At 63.5% G+C, this 16576-nt stretch carries 11 protein-coding genes, 1 other RNA gene and 3 pseudogenes; 3 read left to right on the top strand and 12 right to left on the bottom strand.

Annotation, left to right across the window (positions count from 1 at the left end; translation table 11 throughout):
- Positions 1–2: 2 nt before the first annotated feature.
- From HB777_08060 to mraZ, 7 genes and pseudogenes are all read right to left on the bottom strand, one after another.
- Positions 3–1085, bottom strand: coding sequence for a phospho-N-acetylmuramoyl-pentapeptide-transferase (locus tag HB777_08060; protein QND63856.1), 1083 nt, complete (start codon positions 1083–1085; stop codon positions 3–5).
- A 19-nt stretch (positions 1086–1104) separates the two neighbouring features.
- Positions 1105–2562, bottom strand: coding sequence for a UDP-N-acetylmuramoylalanyl-D-glutamyl-2,6-diaminopimelate--D-alanyl-D-alanine ligase (locus HB777_08055; protein QND63855.1), 1458 nt, complete (start codon positions 2560–2562; stop codon positions 1105–1107).
- A pseudogene (locus HB777_08050) lies at positions 2559–4012 on the bottom strand (UDP-N-acetylmuramoyl-L-alanyl-D-glutamate--2,6-diaminopimelate ligase). Before HB777_08050 ends, HB777_08055 begins: the two are co-directional and overlap by 4 nt.
- A 54-nt stretch (positions 4013–4066) precedes the next feature.
- Positions 4067–5776, bottom strand: a complete 1710-nt coding sequence (locus HB777_08045; protein QND63854.1) for a penicillin-binding protein 2 — start codon at positions 5774–5776, stop codon at positions 4067–4069.
- Entirely contained in the window at positions 5773–6168 is a 396-nt protein-coding gene (locus tag HB777_08040; GenBank protein QND63853.1) for a hypothetical protein, read from the bottom strand. The genes HB777_08045 and HB777_08040 overlap by 4 nt, the downstream gene beginning before the upstream one ends.
- Before the next feature lie 4 nt (positions 6169–6172).
- On the bottom strand, positions 6173–7192 hold the full coding sequence (rsmH, locus tag HB777_08035) for a 16S rRNA (cytosine(1402)-N(4))-methyltransferase RsmH (protein QND63852.1): 1020 nt from the start codon (positions 7190–7192) through the stop codon (positions 6173–6175).
- Positions 7189–7647, bottom strand: coding sequence for a division/cell wall cluster transcriptional repressor MraZ (mraZ, locus tag HB777_08030; GenBank protein QND63851.1), 459 nt, complete (start codon positions 7645–7647; stop codon positions 7189–7191). Before mraZ ends, rsmH begins: the two co-directional genes overlap by 4 nt.
- Before the next feature lie 410 nt (positions 7648–8057).
- On the opposite strand from mraZ, the gene HB777_08025 reads away from it, so the two are divergent.
- The gene (locus tag HB777_08025) at positions 8058–9173 is read left to right on the top strand and encodes a cystathionine gamma-lyase (GenBank protein ID QND63850.1); all 1116 of its coding nucleotides are present in this window, start codon (positions 8058–8060) and stop codon (positions 9171–9173) included.
- Positions 9174–9215: 42 nt separating this feature from the next.
- Complete coding sequence (locus tag HB777_08020) at positions 9216–9359, top strand: hypothetical protein (protein ID QND63849.1); 144 nt, start codon at positions 9216–9218, stop codon at positions 9357–9359.
- Positions 9360–9390: 31 nt separating this feature from the next.
- Here the strand turns inward: HB777_08020 and rnpB are convergent.
- The 5 genes and pseudogenes from rnpB to HB777_07995 all read right to left on the bottom strand — a co-directional run bounded on the left by rnpB (position 9391) and on the right by HB777_07995 (position 12612).
- Positions 9391–9800: RNase P RNA component class A (gene rnpB, locus HB777_08015), an RNA gene on the bottom strand.
- A 50-nt stretch (positions 9801–9850) separates the two neighbouring features.
- A pseudogene (locus HB777_08010) lies at positions 9851–10556 on the bottom strand (lytic transglycosylase domain-containing protein).
- A 208-nt stretch (positions 10557–10764) separates the two neighbouring features.
- Positions 10765–11520 (bottom strand): N-acetylmuramoyl-L-alanine amidase, encoded by a 756-nt coding sequence (locus HB777_08005; protein QND63848.1) that lies wholly within the window; start codon positions 11518–11520, stop codon positions 10765–10767.
- The gene (locus HB777_08000) at positions 11517–12236 is read right to left on the bottom strand and encodes a DnaJ family molecular chaperone (GenBank protein ID QND63847.1); all 720 of its coding nucleotides are present in this window, start codon (positions 12234–12236) and stop codon (positions 11517–11519) included. Before HB777_08000 ends, HB777_08005 begins: the two co-directional genes overlap by 4 nt.
- Positions 12237–12411: 175 nt before the next feature.
- Positions 12412–12612 carry a hypothetical protein gene (locus tag HB777_07995; protein ID QND63846.1) on the bottom strand — a complete coding sequence of 67 codons (201 nt, stop codon included), beginning with the start codon at positions 12610–12612 and terminating at the stop codon, positions 12412–12414.
- A gap of 179 nt (positions 12613–12791) precedes the next feature.
- On the opposite strand from HB777_07995, the pseudogene HB777_07990 reads away from it, so the two are divergent.
- Positions 12792–16540: pseudogene (locus tag HB777_07990) on the top strand (5-oxoprolinase).
- Positions 16541–16576: the final 36 nt, after the last annotated feature.

The raw sequence follows: 16576 nt of genomic DNA, 5'->3' as shown, positions 1-16576 counted from the left end.
TCCTATCTCAGCTTGAGGGTCGACAGGCCGACCAGCGCCAGGATGACGGCGATGATCCAGAAGCGGATCACCACCTGGCTTTCGGTCCAGCCGAGCTTTTCGAAATGATGGTGGATCGGCGCCATCAGGAACACCCGCTTGCCGGTCATCTTGAAATAGCCGACCTGGATGATGACGGACAGGATTTCCACGACGAACAATCCGCCAACGATGACCAGCACGATCTCGTGCTTGGTGGCGACCGCGACCGTGCCGATCAGGCCGCCCATGGCCAGCGAGCCGGTGTCGCCCATGAAGATCGCCGCCGGCGGCGCGTTGAACCAGAGGAAGCCGAGGCCGGCGCCGATGACGGAGCCGAGCACGACCGCCAGTTCGCCGGTGCCGGGCACGAAATGGATCTGCAGATATTCGGCGAAGACCGCGTTGCCGGAGAGATAGGCGATGACGCCGAAGGACGCCGCCGCGATCATGATCGGCACGATCGCCAGCCCGTCGAGGCCGTCGGTCAGGTTCACCGCATTGCCGGCGCCGACGATGACGAAGCAGGAGAACGGAATGAAGAACCAGCCGAGATTGACGATGAATTCCTTGGCGAAGGGGAATGTCAGCGACGACGAGAACGGCGCCTGGCCATTGTGCATGATCACCCATGCAGCGATGCCGGCGATGACGAATTCAAGCGCCAGCCTTGCCTTGCCGGAAAAGCCGAGATGCGACTGCTTGGTCACTTTGAGATAGTCGTCGTAGAAGCCGATCGAGCCGAAGCCCAGCGTCACCAGCAGCACCACCCAGACATAGATGCTCGACAGGTTCGCCCACAAAAGCGACGAGCCGATAATGCCCGACAGGATCATCAGCCCACCCATGGTCGGCGTGCCGGCCTTCTTGAAATGCGTCTGCGGCCCGTCGGCGCGGATCGGCTGACCCTTGCCTTGCCGCAGCCGCAGCGAATTGATGATGGTCGGTCCGAAGATGAAGACGATCAGCGCCGACGTGATCAGCGCCCCGCCGGTGCGGAAAGTGATGTAGCGAAAGACATTGAAGACCGAGACCTTGTCCGCAAAATCGACGAGCAGTGTAAACATGCGCTTTTCGTCCCCCGACCTAGGTCTGTTTTCTGGCTGTCGATTCAGCCGGGAATTTGCCCAGCAGTGCATCGACCAGTTTGGCAAAACCGATGCCCTTCGACGATTTGATCATCACCACATCGCCCGGCTTCAGCGCGGCAAGCAGCACCGGCTTCAGCTCCTCGACACCGGCGCGGTATTCCGTCTTGATCTCGGCCGGCAGTATCTCGGCCAGCGCCTGCATTTCCGGGCCGCCGAGAAAGACGGTCTGCGTCCCGGTGCCGACGATGAGCTCGGCAAGGGCGGCATGCAGCTTGGCCGAGTGGTCGCCGAGCTCGAGCATGTCGCCGAGCACGGCGATGCGACGGCCCTCGCCCGTCACGGGCGTCGCGTTGAGCAATGCCATGGCAGCAGCCATCGATGCCGGATTGGCGTTGTAGCTCTCGTCGATCAGGGTGATCGACCCTCCCGGGTGGCTCGAAGTCGAGCCACCGGAATGGCGCAGCACATGGCGCTTGCCGCGCCCGCGTTCGGCCGAAAGATCGGCCAGTGCTGTAGCCACCTTGTCGAGATCGGCGCCGACCAGATGCGCCGCGCCCAGCACCGCCAGCACGTTCTGCACCATATGGCGGCCGGGCGCGCCGATCCGCGCCGTCACATCGTGGCCGCTGATCCTGGCGGTGATGTCGGAATGATCCGCATGCAGTTCGCATTTGGTGAGCTTGAAGGTCGAGCGCGCATTCTCGCCGAAGCCGTAGACGTGCTCGACACCGGCGGCCTGCGCCATCTTGTCGAGAATCTTGAAGCGCGCGTCGTCGCGGTTGAGGACGGCGGCCCCTTCAGGCTCCAGCCCTTCGAAAATCTCGGCCTTGGCCTTGGCGATCTCATCCAGATTGCGGAAGAAGCCAAGGTGGGCGGCCGCGATCATGGTGACGATGGCGACATGCGGCCTCACCATTTTCACCAGCGGACGGATCTCGTCGGGATGGTTCATGCCGATCTCGAACACGGCATAGTCGCATTCATCGGGCATGCGCGCCAAGGTCAGCGGCACGCCCCAGTGATTGTTGAAGGACTGCGCCGAGGCATGCACCTTGCCGACGGCCTGCAGCACATGGCGCAGCGCTTCCTTGGTGGTCGTCTTGCCGGCCGAACCGGTGACCGCGATGATTTTCGCGCTCGAGCGGGCCCGCGACGCAATCCCGAGCTTTTCCAGCGCGACCAGCACGTCCTCGACGACGATGATCGGCGCCGTCAGCCGGCCGAGCGACGGCAGCTTGCCTTCAGCCACCACCAGCACGCCGGCGCCGGCCTTGATGGCGGCGGTTGCGAAGTCATGGCCGTCCATCGCCTCGCCCTTGATGGCGAAGAAGGCGTCGCCCGGCTGCAGGCTGCGGGTGTCGATCGAAATGCCTGAAATGCCTTCCGGCATCGGCCCGAGCGGCCGCCCGTCCATGGCGGCAACCAACGCCTCGGAGGTCCACAGCAAGCTCATGCGGCACGCTCCGTGAGCGCTGCGCGAACTTCCTCATGATCGGAGAAATGCAAGGTCTCGGAGCCGATCGTCTGGCCCTCCTCATGGCCTTTGCCGGCCACAATCAGCGTGTCACCGGCATTGAGCAGGGCGACCGCCTCGTGGATCGCCTGGCGCCGGTCGCCGATCTCGATGGCGCCCGGAGCAGCCGCGAGGATGGCGGCACGGATCGTTTCCGGCACTTCCGAGCGCGGATTGTCGTCGGTGACGATGACGACATCGGCAAGCCGCGTCGCGATCTCACCCATGATCGGCCTTTTTCCCCGGTCGCGGTCGCCGCCGCAGCCGAAGACGACGATGACGCGGCCGGTGGTGAACGGCCGCACCGAGGCCAGCACGTTTTCCAGCGCGTCGGGCTTGTGGGCATAATCGACATAGACCGGCGCGCCATTAACGGTCGTGCCGACGAGGTCGAGCCGGCCCGGCGCGCCCTTCAGTTTCTCCAACGCCATCAACGCCTTGGCGACAGGTGTTCCCGTGGAAATGGCAAGACCCGCCGAAACCAGGGCGTTCGAAATCTGGAAATCACCGGCCAGCGGCAGGTCGATCTCGTAGAGCACGCCGTCGGCCTCGACCTCGGCGCGCTGGCGGTGGCGCTCGTGCTCGACCCGCTTCAGCCGGAGAAAATCGCCATGGCGGCCGACAGTCAGCACATTGAGCCCGGCAGCCTGTGCGGCCTTGATCGTCGGCGCCGACCACGGATCGTCGGCGAAGATCACGGCCGGCGCGCCCTTCGGCAGCAGTGTGTCGAACAGGCGCAATTTGGCGCGGTGGTAGTCCTCGATGGTCGGATGATAGTCCATATGGTCGCGGCCGAGATTGGTGAAGCCGCCGGCCGCCAGCTTCACGCCGTCGAGGCGGCGCTGGTCGAGCCCATGGCTGGAGGCTTCCATCGAGGCGTGGCTGACGCCGGCATCGGCCAATTCCCGCAGCAATTGATGCAGGGCGACCGGATCGGGCGTCGTCAGCGAGCCATAATCGTTGCGGCCCGGCGCCACGACGCCGGTGGTGCCGATCGAAGCGGCGGCATAGCCGGCCTGCTCCCAGATCTGCCTGGTGAAGGCGGCGACCGACGTCTTGCCGCTGGTGCCGGTCACCGCGACCATGGTCTGTGGCTGCTTGCCGAAATAGCGGGCCGCACTCAGCGCCAGCGCCAAGCGCGGATCGTCGACCGCCAGCACCGGAACCGACAGCCCGGCAATGGTGCTGCCCTTGCCCGCCACGATCGCGGCCGCACCGCGCGCGGCGGCGTCGGCGGCATAAACGGCACCATCGGCCTTGGTTCCGGCGAGCGCAAAAAGACAACGCCCGGTTTTACCTGGCGGGAATCCGAAGAAATCCCTGTAACCTCCAGATCGACGGAAGCTATTCCCTCGACGGGCAGGATACCGGCTAGATCTCTGAGCTTCATCGAGTCCCGTTCACCGCAACAAAATAGCGCGCAGTTACCGGCGCGCCCTAAGAATCACTGATAGGAAACCAGCGTTGCACCATTTTCATGGCTGAAATCTGGCTTCACGCCAAGCATGGCAGCCGCACGTCTGATGATGTTTCCCGCCATAACCCCCGCATTCGAGGCCGCGACGTCTGTCATGCCAGGCTTTTCCGGGTGCGGGGCATCGGCAATCGTAAACACGAGGTATTGCGGATCGTCCATCGGGAAGGCGGCGACGAAGGTATTGAAATTCAACTCCTTCGAGTAGCGGCCGTTGATAACCTTCTCGGCTGTTCCGGTCTTGCCGCCAACGCGGTAGCCGGGGACTCTGGCGTTTCTGGCCGAGCCCTTCTCGGCGTTGAGCGAATAAAGGTAGCGCATGCCCTCGACGGTCTTGTCGCTGACCACTTTCTTGGCCATGGCCATCGCTTCTTCCTGTGAGCGGACCAGGAAGGTAGGATTCATCAGGAAGCCGCCATTCATCAGCGCCGCGCAGCCGACCGCCGCTTGCAGCGGCGTCGTCGACACGCCATGGCCGAAGGCGATGGTGAACGAATTGACCTGTTTCCAGACCTTTGGTTCAGTCGGGCGGGCGACTTCCGGCAGCTCGGTCTGCATCTTGTCCAAAATTCCAAGGCGATGCAGGAATTCGCGGTGCCCCGCGATGCCGACCATCTCGGCCTCCCTGGCAGACCCGATGTTGGACGAATAGAGGAACACCTCCGGCAACGACAGCACACGGTTCTTGCCGTGGAAGTCGTGAATGGCCTGATGGCCGACCCGGATTGGATGCGAAGCATCGAAGCGGCTCGCCATCGTCGCCTTGCCGGAATCGAGCGCCATGGCTGAGGTGAAGCTCTTGAAGGTCGAGCCCATCTCATAGAGACCCGCCGACATCCGATTCAGCCGGTCCTTGTCCTGTGCATTGTAAGGATTGTTCGGATCAAAATCCGGCACCGAGGCCATCGCCACCACTTCGCCGGTCTTGACGTTGAGCACAACGGCGCCAGCGCCCATGGCGCGATAGCGCTCCAGGCCGGCGGCGATCTCGTCGCGCACCACATGCTGGACGCGCAGATCGATCGAAAGCTTCACCGGCTTGAGATCCTTGGCCACCGCGAGGCCCGATGCCTGCAGGTCGCTCAGGCCCTGCTCGTCGACATACTTCTCCATCCCGGAGATGCCCTGGTTGTCGATGTTGGTGAGGCCGACAATGTAGGACGAGGTCTCGCCGCTCGGATAAAAGCGGCGCTTCTCGGTGCGGAAGCCGAAGCCGGGAATGCCGAGCTGCATGATGTCGGACTGTTGCTTGGGCGTCAGCTGCCGCTGCAGCCAGACGAAACCGGCGCCGCTCTTCAGCTTGTGGTAGGTCTGCTCATAGTCGATGTCCGGAAGCACCGTCGACAGCTTCTCGATCGCCTCGTCGGCGTCGACGATCCGGCGCGGTTCTGCAAACAGCGACGCCGTCTTGATGTCCGTCGCCAGCACTTCGCCATTGCGGTCGACAATGTCGGGTCGCGATGCCGTCACCCGGCTCTGCGGACCGCCAGACATGTCGGGGGTCTGGAAGCCGAGATAGACCAACCGCCCGGAAATGGTCGAGAAGATGCCGAAGAACACCGCCATCGTCATCACGATGCGCGTCCTGCCCTTGCCGCCGGTCGCCTTGCGGGCGCCCTCGACCACGATCGATCCATCTTCACTCGTCCTGGCGCGACGCTTCAGCAGTTTGCCGATCATTGGGCGATGCCTCCGGTCACCACGGGATCCCGGCTACCCGGAGGCGCTTGGTCGGAATTGTCGGCCATACCGCCCTGGCGTCCGTTCAGGATGTCCTGAATGTCCAGGGCTTTGGCCGGCAGATCACCGATGCCGACGATCTGACGAGCACTGACCGGTTCCAATGCGAGCTGTGATTTGTAGAGTTCGGTCAGCTTCTGCAGCCGCGACGGCTGGGTGAGCAGGCTCCAGTCCGCCTTGAGCAGGTCGATCGTATCCTCCTCATAGCGGATCTGCGCATGGATTTTCTGCACCGACGCCAATTGTTCCTCGGCCTCGCGCTTGGCCTTGTAGGTAAGGGCCGCCGCCGCAACCATGACGGCGATCAGGACGATGTCGCTGGTACGAAACACTTAGCTACCTCTCCCCCGGCCGGTCGATACCGGGAAGCTTTGGAAGGCCGAAAATCGAAAAGTCGCCGCTGCGTGCCGGCGCCTCGGTGCGGATCGCTGCGCGCAGCCTGGCCGAACGGGCGCGCGGATTGGCCGCCACCTCGGCGTCGCCGGCCGTCACGCCGCCACCCGCCTTGCGGAAAATCGCGGTGCGCGCATGAGCCTCAGGCAAGTGACGCGAGCCGGTCGCGACGTCGGCCCGGTCGGCGATGAAGCGCTTGACGATGCGATCTTCCAGCGAATGGAACGTCACCACGGCGAGCCGTCCGCCCGGCTTCAGCGCGCGTTCGGCGGCAAACAGGGCCTTTGCCAGTTCGCCAAGCTCGTCATTGACGAAGATGCGCAGCGCCTGGAAGACGCGCGTCGCCGGATGGATCTTGTCCTTCGGCGCACGGCCGATATGCGTCTCGATGGCGTCGGCCAGTTCCAGCGTGCGTTCGAACGGACGCTTTTCGCGGCGAGCCTCGATCATGCGGGCGATGCGCCCGGCATGACGCTCCTCGCCGAGGAAGCCGAAGATGCGGGCAAGGTCGCCCGGCTTGAGGCTGTTGACGACGTCGGCGGCGCTCAAACCAGCCTGCGCCATCCGCATATCGAGCGGCCCGTCGGCGCGGAACGAAAACCCGCGCTCGGCCTGGTCGAGCTGCATCGAGGACACACCAATGTCGAGCACGACGCCGTCGACGCTTTCGACGTGCTCGTCCAGCGTCGAGAACGGCGCCTGCACCAGCCGCAGCCGGCCGCCCGACTGCACTTCCAGATCGCGCCCGGCCGCAATGGCATCCGGATCGCGGTCGATCGCCACCACGGAAGCGCCCGTCGCCAGAATAGCCCTGGTGTAGCCGCCGGCGCCGAACGTGCCGTCGATGATGATGTCGCCCTGCGCCGGCGCCAACGCTTCGAGCACTTCGCCAAGGAGGACCGGAATGTGGCGGGCCGATCCGCCAACGGCGTGAGGAAGGTCATCGCCGTGGCTCGCCGTCATTCCGGTCGCTCCCCAGGCTTCGTCCCCTGCCGAAGCTGCAAAAGCCGGGCCCGCGCCTGCGCCCCATAGGCGGCAAGCCGTCCCGGCTCCCAGATCTGAAAGAAATTGCCGCGCCCGACAAAGGCCACTTCCGCCGAAATGCCGGTGTGTTCGCGAATGAAATCGCTCATCGTGATGCGGCCGTCCTGGTCGAGTTTCAAGAAGGTGCCATCGCCATGGCAGAAGAACGACATATCGTCCGCCGTCTGCAGGAAGGGATCTTCGAGCGCGATGCGCTGCTCGTAGCGGTCGAGCAGGTCGAGCCCGCCGACATCCATCGCCGGCAGGTCGAGGCAACGCAGTGCGTAGAGTTCCGAATAGCCGCGCTTCTGCACGACGGCACGGAAATGCGCAGGAACGGACACCCGTCCCTTCGCATCGATCCTGCTCACCGTGTTTGACAGAAACCGGTCCATTAAACGCTACAGCCGCTTGCGCCGCCGCACCCCTCTCCATCTTGTCGCACGCGCCGCCGCAGCGCGTTCCCTGCCCCGCATCAACCTCGTTCGCACGGGCAAAAACCGGCAAACGCACAGCCGCCGCGGCTGCCCGATTGGCGTACGCTTTACCCTGACGCGGAACGAAGGCTTTGATGTCGAAATGGGATATCATGGGGCACTATGGGCGTCAACGGGAATAGGCTTCACAAACACGCGCGCCGCGACCAATGAGAACAGCCATGACGGCACGTCTCGTCTTTATGGATCATTAAGCCTAACGAAGCGTTTAGAGCCGCCTGGCCCAACCGGACGCGCCTTGCCGCGAGCCGCTACCCAGCATAGCGTCTCGCCGCATCCGGTCGGTCACCAACAGGGTTTGAAATTCGATGTCTGAAACAGCAAAGTCACGCGCTGCAGCACTTCCTCATTTGCGTCGCGGCGGGCTTGCCATGGGCGATTCCATCCCGCTGCCCCTGACCATGGCCGCCATTTTTCACGCGCCCGGCGACGCCACCGGCTTCAACCAGTACGGCCGCTTCAGCAATCCGACCTGGGATGCGGTCGAGCATATGCTGGCCCATCTGGAGGACGCGCCCTGCGTCGCCTTTCCATCAGGAATGGCGGCGATCTCGGCGGCGTTTTTTGCCGTGCTCAAAACTGGCGACCGTATCCTGATACCTTCCGACGGCTATCACACGACGCGGGCTTTGGCCGATCGCTTCCTCAAGCCGCTCGGCATCACCTACGATGTCAGGCCGACCTCGACTTTCCTCGATGGCGGCTTCGATGGCTATCGCCTTGCCTTTGTCGAAACCCCTGCCAATCCGGGGCTGGATATCTGCGATATCGCGGCCGTCGCCGACGCTGCCCACAAGGCCGGCGCGATCCTTGTGGTCGACAACACGACCATGACGCCGTTCGGCCAGCGGCCGCTCGACCATGGCGCCGATATCGTCGTTGCCGCAGACACCAAGGCGCCCAACGGCCATTCCGATGTGCTGTTCGGCCATGTTGCCAGCCGCAATGCCGACATCATCGCCGCCGTGACCGGCTGGCGCGAGGTTTCCGGCAGCATTCCCGGACCGTTCGAAGCCTGGCTGGTGCATCGCGGCCTCGAAACACTGGATGTGCGCTTCGACCGCATGTGCTCCTCGGCGGAGGTGATCGCCCGGCGGCTGCAGGGTCACCGCGCAATCAGCGGCCTGCGTTATCCCGGGCTGGAAGGCGACCCGTCGCACAACCTAGCCCGCGCCCAGATGGAGCGCTTCGGCTTTCTCATCTCGTTCGAGCTCGCCTCGGAGGACAAGGCCGAGGTTTTCATCAACAATTGCGACCTGATGCAGGCCGCGACATCCTTCGGCGGCGTCCATACCTCCGCCGAGCGGCGCTTGAAGCGAGGTGATGCGGTCCCCGCCGGTTTCGTTCGCCTCTCGGTCGGCTGCGAACCGGTGGAAGAGCTCTGGAAGGCGATCGAGACGTCACTGGACAAGATCAGCGGCTGACCAGACCGATTACGGGCCGAGATCGTCGGCTTCGATGTTGCGATGGCCATGCTGCACGCCGATGATTTCGACCGCGTGGCCACCGACACGATACGAGGTGAGATAGTCGCCGATGACGAGCTGATGACGGATGCCGGGCTGAACAGGCTTGAATCAACAGGCGCACCCGAGGGCGCAACCTGCTGATCTCAAAGACTTCTCTTCGATCATGGAGAGAATTGCCAGCTGGCCTGTAAGCCGGGTTCTGTATGGCCCTCGCCCCTTGCGAAGCGAGAACGTGGCGGCCATTCATCTTGGGCGCATGTTGCCATGCGCCTCACGCAACCTACCCGGACGGTGAGCCGGAAACAGCCCTCGAGGGTTTCCCCTCGCACCGCCCCTATTCGGTCTTGCTCCCGGTGGGGTTTACCGTGCCGCTCCTGTTGCCAGTCGCGCGGTGGGCTCTTACCCCACCCTTTCACCCTTGCCCCGAATCCGGCAAGCCGGATCGTGGCGGTTTGCTTTCTGTGGCACTTTCCCTGGGGTCGCCCCCGCCGGCCATTAACCGGCACCGTGTTTCCATGGAGCCCGGACTTTCCTCACCCGCGGCCTTTCGGCGTTTGCGGGTGCGGCCGCCCAGCCAGCTGGCAAGGCGTATAAAGGGGTTCACGCCCGAAAACGCAAACGAAAAAGCAGACTTATGCGGGCGATCCAAGCGCAGCCATCTGCACCTTGACCTTGCCGCAGTAGGCGGCTGACACCGGGTTCATCCGCGTTGCAGCGTGTCCGGCATTGTATTTCAGAGATCGTGCCGCAGGTCGTGCCGCCGCCGAGGTTGCGCGCCATGGCAAGGTATTTCATGCCGTATTTGATGTTGGTGTCGGGATCGAACAGACCCTTGGCGGAACCGTTATAGCCCATCATCCGCGCCGTTGCCGGCTTGATCTGCATCAGGCCGATCTCGCCGGCGCTGCCGACGATGTTGGGCCGGTAGTTGCTCTCGATCTTGATGACCGCCGAGGCGAGCGACACCGGCACGCCTTCGATCGCCGCATAGCGGGCAACGATCGCGGAATACTGGCCGCTGCTGGCCACTGCGGCTGTCGACGCCGCGGCGTTCCTGAGACCGATCGATGCCGTTCTCGTCATGTCGACGATCTTGCGGCCGCGCTTCGTGTGTCTTTTGGTGGCGGACTTCTTCGGCTTGGACCAGCTTGCCTTTTCCATTTTCGCGGAAGCCCGCTTTGTTGCCTTGGCGTCGTGGCCTGCCTTGCCGCTTTTTGCGGATACCAAGGGAAACCCTTGATCGGCCCGCGGGCTGAATGACGCGGCATGCGCCGCGCTGAAGGCAAAAGTCATTACGCCGGCAGCAAGAGCTGCCGTTAAAGCGGTCAATTTCAGCATGTGATCCTGTTCTGTCTGGGCCGCGTGAAGATGTTCACGCAGCAACGCCTAATCAATATCGGAACATCCGGGGGGCATTGGGTCCGACAACTTGCACGTCAGCCGTTTGACGTTCGAATTGGTGCCAAACAAGGCCAGGCAAGTCACTTTGAGTGACAGCTTGTAATTTAAGGATTGGAAGGATTGCTTGGGAGAGGCCTCCCGGAGGTCAGGACCTTATGGAAGCAAGCAGCCTTTGTAGCGTCCGCAGCGTCGAGCCGTCGGCAACGCCATCCACCTTGCGCGGCCGGAAATGCCGCTGGAAGGCCCCGACGACGATCTCTGTCTGCCGGTCGAAAATGCCCGATATCTCGACGCCATAGCCGTAGAGCGCCAGCATCGACTGCAACATCTCAACATCGCCGCCGGCGTCGCCAGCTGTCAGCGTGGCTCCTCGCCGGACGGGTGCGGCCGCCACGAGATGGCCGACACCGGCATCGAACAGCGTCCGCCACGGAAACTTCTCGCCCGGGTCGATCTTGCGCCCCGGCGCCACGTCGGAATGCGCCAGCACACGCTCGGCGGCGATCGAATGCCGACCGGCAATCCCCTTGCACAGCCCGACCACCGCATCGATCTGCCGCCTGGGGAAACCGGGATAGCCCAGCGAATGTCCCGGATTGACGATCTCGATGCCGACCGAACAGGAATTGATGTCGGCGCGTCCGAACCACGAACTCTTGCCGGCGTGCCAGGCGCGGTCGCTTTCCCTGACCATCTGCACGATGTGGCCGTTCTCATGCACGAGATAATGCGACGAGACCTCGCTCGCCGGATCGCACAGCCACGCTTCGGCTCCGGCGCCGGTCGCCATGCCGGTGTAGTGCAGCACGATCATATCAGGCTTGAGTGTGTCGCGCCGCGGACCGAAATTCGGCGATACCCTGACCTCGGCACGTGGCTCGTCGGGCAGGAAGCCGCTCATGCGTGGCGCAGGCCCCGCTCGATCATCTCATAGGCGGCATTGATCGCCGCCACCCTGGTCGTCGCGATCTTGATGAATTCCTGCGGCAGGCCGCGCGCGATCAGCCGGTCCGGATGATTGTCGGAAACCAGCTTGCGATAGCGCTTCCTGACCTCTTCGAACGGCTTGCCGCGCTCGATGCCGAGCACGACATAGGGATCCCCGGCGCCGAGATTGACGTGCCGCGCCATGATGCTCTCGTAATGGGCCTCGTCGATGCGGAAAATCTCGGCGATGCGGTGCAGGAAGAGGCCTTCGTGCTCATGCACCAGGCCGTCGGCCTTGGCGATGTGGAACAGGCCGTCGAGTATGTCTTCCAGCATCACGCAGTTGGAATGCCCGGAACCGCACATCTGCGCCATCCGCTCGGCATAGGTCTCGAAACCGGCCACGTCGCGCTGAGCGAGATCGAACAGCCGCGCCACATTGCGCGTCTCCTTCGGCGGCACATCGAAGATTTCCTGGAAGGCGCGCACCTCGTCCTGGGTGACGATGCCATCGGCCTTGGCCATCTTGGCCGACAGCGCGATCATGGCCACCGAGAAGGCGACACGCCGGCGCAGATCCGCATCGCCGGAGAAAACCGTGCGCACGGCCTCGACGACATCGGCGACACCCGACGAGGCTGAAGATGAAACGCGGGTGATGAACTCGCCGAGGCGATCCCAAATCGACATGGCCTGCTTCTTAGTGCCACCGCTCCCAGCTATCAAGCCGGGACAGTGCCGCAGGCTTTGCGCGACAAATCGGTCCGACGCCAACGAGGGATGTGGTCGCGGCGCTTGGACAGTATGAGAAAGGCCGACGTGGGCCGGCCCTTCTCATTCATCACACGAAGTACTGCTTACTCAACTACTGCGCGGGCGCAGGAGCCGGTGTTGCCGGAGCCGGTTCGGCAGGCTTCGGTGCATCAGGTGTTGCCGGCTTCATCGGCTGTTCGGCGGCCGGCGGGTTGGTGCTCTGGGTGGTGGTGTTATCCTTGCCGCTGTCGCTGCAGGCGGCAACGCCAAGCAAGGCCAACGCGGAAACGGACGCAAGAATGAGCTTTTTCATAACATCTCTCCTTCAACAGACGCTCACGTTACAGTGAACGCTCGAAGAGGAAATGCATCAGGTAGCCATGGGTTTCGTAACGTTGCGTGTCCGCATGTAACATCATGCGCATGGCCGTTGCCGGCCAAGCCATTGCGAACTAACAGATTGCATCGACAAAAATGCCGGGAGCATGCCGCATGACCATAAAGTGGGATTTCTGGATCGACCGCGGCGGCACGTTCACCGATGTCATCGGCCGCGACCCGCAAGGCAGGCTGCACCCGCGCAAGCTTCTCTCCGAAAATCCCGAAGCCTATACCGATGCCGCTATCCAGGGCATTCGCGACCTTCTCGGTCTGTCCTCCGGCGACGCGATCCCGCCCGGCCTGATCGGCGACATCAAGATGGGCACCACGGTCGCCACCAATGCGCTGCTGGAGCGCAAGGGCGACCGCGTGCTTTTGCTCATCACCAAGGGCTTTCGCGATGCGCTGAAGATCGCCTATCAGGCGCGCCCGGACATCTTCGCCAAGGAGATCATCCTTCCCGAGCAGCTCTACGAGCGCGTCATCGAAATCAACGAGCGCGTGCGCGCCGACGGCTGTGTCGAACAATTGCTCGACATCGCCGCCTGCCGGCCGGCGATCGAACAGGCCAGGGCCGATGGCATCGACGCCGTGGCCATCGTTTTCATGCACGCCTGGAAATATCCCGACCACGAGAAAGCGGTGGCAAAAATGTGCCGCAAACTTGGTTTCAGCCAGGTCTCGGTCAGCCATGAGGTCTCGCCGCTGATCAAGCTGGTCGGCCGCGGCGACACCACGGTGGTCGACGCCTATCTGTCGCCGATCCTGTCGCGATATGTGCAAAGGGTGGCGGGAGAGCTGGGCGTAGCGCCAATCTCCCCCCCTTGTGGGGGAGATGTCGGCGAAGCCGACAGAGGGGGGGCGCTGTCCCGCCTACGCCTCATTCTGTCACGCCCCCCTCTGCCCTGCCGGGCATCTCCCCCACAAGGGGGGAGATTGGCCAATCCCCTCATCTCATGTTCATGATGTCATCGGGCGGCCTCACCGCTGCCGACATGTTCCAGGGCAAGGACGCGCTGCTGTCGGGACCGGCCGGCGGTGTTGTCGGTATGGTCGAGACGGCGAAGCTCGCCGGCTTCGGCAAGGTCATCGGCTTCGACATGGGCGGCACCTCGACCGACGTCGCCCATTATGACGGCGAATACGAACGCGCCTTTGACACCGAGGTCGCCGGCGTGCGTATCCGCGCGCCTATGATGCGCATCCACACCGTCGCCGCCGGCGGCGGCTCGATCCTGCATTACGAGGCCGGCCGCTTCCGGGCCGGTCCGGATTCGGCTGGCGCCAATCCCGGCCCTGCCGCCTACCGGCGCGGCGGACCGCTCGCCGTCACCGACGCCAATGTCATGCTGGGCAAACTGCAGCCCGATTTCTTCCCGACCATTTTCGGACCCGGCCAGGACCAGCCGCTCGATGTCGAGACGGTGCGGGCAAAATTTGCGGCACTTGCCGCCGAAATCGGCGATGGCCGTGAGCCCGAGGCTGTCGCCGAAGGCTTCGTCACCATTGCCGTTGAGAACATGGCCAACGCCATCAAGAAGATCTCAGTCCAGCGCGGCTATGACGTCACCGAATATCTCCTGAACTGCTTCGGCGGCGCCGGCGGCCAGCATGCCTGCCTGGTCGCAGACGCGCTCGGCATGGAGGCGGTGCTGATCCATCCCTTCTCCGGGCTGCTGTCGGCCTATGGCATCGGCCTGTCCTCGGTCTTCGCCTCGCGCCAGCAGGCGCTGCTCAAGCCGCTTGCCGAAGAGTCCAGAACGGAGATCGGCAACCTCATCGCCATCCTGAGAAAGGCCGTCGTCGCAGAACTCGCGGCGCAAGGCATCGCCGAGGATACGGTTGCCGCGAAGCCGGTGCTGCACATTCGCTATGACGGCACCGACACGACACTGCCGGTGAATTTCGAGGCAGACTCGATTTTCCAGGCCAAGCGCGATTTCGAGATCGCCCACAAGGCGCAGTTCGGTTTCGTCTACGACGACAAGCCAATGATCGTCGAGACCGTCGGCGTCGAAGGCACCGACACCGGCGGCACCGGCCGCGACGAAACTGAATCGCAAACCGAAGACCTTGCCGTAAATCCTTCGCAGACCCGCGAAATCTTCACCGAGGGAGAGTGGCGCGCTTCAGGCGTCTTTCGCCGCGAGGCGCTGAAGCCGGGAAACAGGGTTGCGGGTCCTGCCTTGATTATCGAGCCGAACCAGACAATCGCCATCGAGCCGGGCTGGCAGGCCGAAATCACCGCCAGGAACCATGTGCTCCTGCGCCGCGTCGAGAAAAAGCGCCGGCAGGCAGCGCTCGGCACCGAGGCCGATCCGGTCATGCTGGAGGTCTTCAACAACCTCTTCATGTCGATCGCCGAGCAGATGGGCGTGACGCTGCAGAACACCGCCTATTCCGTCAACATCAAGGAAAGGCTGGATTTCTCCTGCGCCGTCTTCGACCGCACCGGTGCTCTGGTCGCCAATGCGCCGCACATGCCGGTGCATCTGGGTTCGATGGACCGTTCGGTCGAAACCATCATCCGGCTGAACTCCGGCGACATCCATCCCGGCGACGTCTTTGCCCTCAACGCGCCCTACAATGGCGGCACGCATCTGCCCGACATCACTGTCGTGACGCCGGTTTTCGACGATATCCAACACGAAATCCTGTTCTGGGCCGCCTCGCGCGGCCATCATGCGGATATCGGCGGCACGGCACCCGGCTCGATGACGCCGCTTGCCACCACGGTCGACGAGGAAGGCGTGCTGTTCGACAATTTCCGCATCGTCGACCGTGGCCGCTTCCGCGAGAAGGAGCTGGAAACGCTGCTCACCGATCATCGCTACCCGGCCCGCAATCCGCATCAGAACATCGCCGACCTCAAGGCTCAGATCGCCGCCAACGAGAAGGGCGTAGCCGAACTGCGCAAGATGGTCACGCATTTCGGCCTCGATGTCGTCGAGGCCTATATGGGCCATGTCCAGGACAATGCCGCCGAAAGCGTGCGCCGCGTGCTGGAGCGGCTACCCGACAGTTCACAGTACGAATACCCGACCGACACCGGCCAAGTTATCAAGGTGAAGATCACGGTCGATCGAAATAAGCGCGAGGCGACCGTCGACTTCACCGGCACCTCGCCGGTGATGAAGAACAATTTCAACGCGCCCGAACCCGTCGCCCGCGCCGCCGTGCTCTATGTCTTCCGCGTCATGGTCGAGGACATGATCCCGATGAATGCCGGGTGCCTCAGGCCAATCAACATCATCATTCCCGACGGCTCGATGCTGAAACCCGCCTACCCCGCCGCCGTCGTTGCCGGCAATGTCGAGACCTCGCAGCATGTCACCAACGCGCTGTTCGGCGCCATGGGCGCCATGGCCAATGCGCAAGGCACGATGAACAACCTGACCTTCGGCAACAAGACATACCAATATTACGAGACGATCTGCTCCGGCTCGCCGGCCGGCCAGATGAACTCCGGCCGCGGCTTTGCCGGCACCTCCGGCGTCCACACCCACATGACCAATTCGCGCCTCACCGATCCCGAGGTGCTGGAGCTGCGCTTTCCCGTAATGCTCGAGGATTTCCACATCCGCGAAGGCTCAGGCGGCAAGGGCAAATGGAGCGCCGGCAACGGCACTAGGCGCACCATCCGCTTCCTGGAAAAGATGGAATGCGCGATCCTCTCCTCGCACCGCAACCGGCCGCCGCAAGGGCTGGACGGAGGCGGCGATGGCGAGGTCGGCTCGACCAAGGTCCGCCGCAAGGACGGCACGATCGACATGCTGAAAGCCTGCGACCAGACCGTGCTGCAGGCCGGCGACGCCGTCATCCTGACGACGCCGACGCCGGGGGGATTTGGCCGGCGGTGAGCTGTTCCTGCAACGCGCAAGATCACGCGGCACTTG

The sequence above is a fragment of the Mesorhizobium loti genome, assembly GCA_014189435.1.
Classification (GTDB): domain Bacteria; phylum Pseudomonadota; class Alphaproteobacteria; order Rhizobiales; family Rhizobiaceae; genus Mesorhizobium; species Mesorhizobium loti_G.
The sequence above is the reverse complement of the archived record's forward strand: the minus strand, read 5'-3'. Positions and strand labels throughout refer to the sequence as shown.

Excerpts from the sequence above, each read along its gene's own strand:
- HB777_08060 (QND63856.1), bottom strand. The coding sequence starts at position 1,085 with ATGTTTACACTGCTCGTCGATTTTGCGGACAAGGTCTCGGTCTTCAAT.
- HB777_08055 (QND63855.1), bottom strand. The coding sequence starts at position 2,562 with ATGAGCTTGCTGTGGACCTCCGAGGCGTTGGTTGCCGCCATGGACGGG.
- HB777_08045 (QND63854.1), bottom strand. The coding sequence starts at position 5,776 with ATGATCGGCAAACTGCTGAAGCGTCGCGCCAGGACGAGTGAAGATGGA.
- rsmH (QND63852.1), bottom strand. The coding sequence starts at position 7,192 with ATGACGGCGAGCCACGGCGATGACCTTCCTCACGCCGTTGGCGGATCG.
- mraZ (QND63851.1), bottom strand. The coding sequence starts at position 7,647 with ATGGACCGGTTTCTGTCAAACACGGTGAGCAGGATCGATGCGAAGGGA.
- HB777_08025 (QND63850.1), top strand. The coding sequence starts at position 8,058 with ATGTCTGAAACAGCAAAGTCACGCGCTGCAGCACTTCCTCATTTGCGT.
- HB777_08020 (QND63849.1), top strand. The coding sequence starts at position 9,216 with ATGGCCATGCTGCACGCCGATGATTTCGACCGCGTGGCCACCGACACG.
- HB777_08005 (QND63848.1), bottom strand. The coding sequence starts at position 11,520 with ATGAGCGGCTTCCTGCCCGACGAGCCACGTGCCGAGGTCAGGGTATCG.
- HB777_08000 (QND63847.1), bottom strand. The coding sequence starts at position 12,236 with ATGTCGATTTGGGATCGCCTCGGCGAGTTCATCACCCGCGTTTCATCT.
- HB777_07995 (QND63846.1), bottom strand. The coding sequence starts at position 12,612 with ATGAAAAAGCTCATTCTTGCGTCCGTTTCCGCGTTGGCCTTGCTTGGC.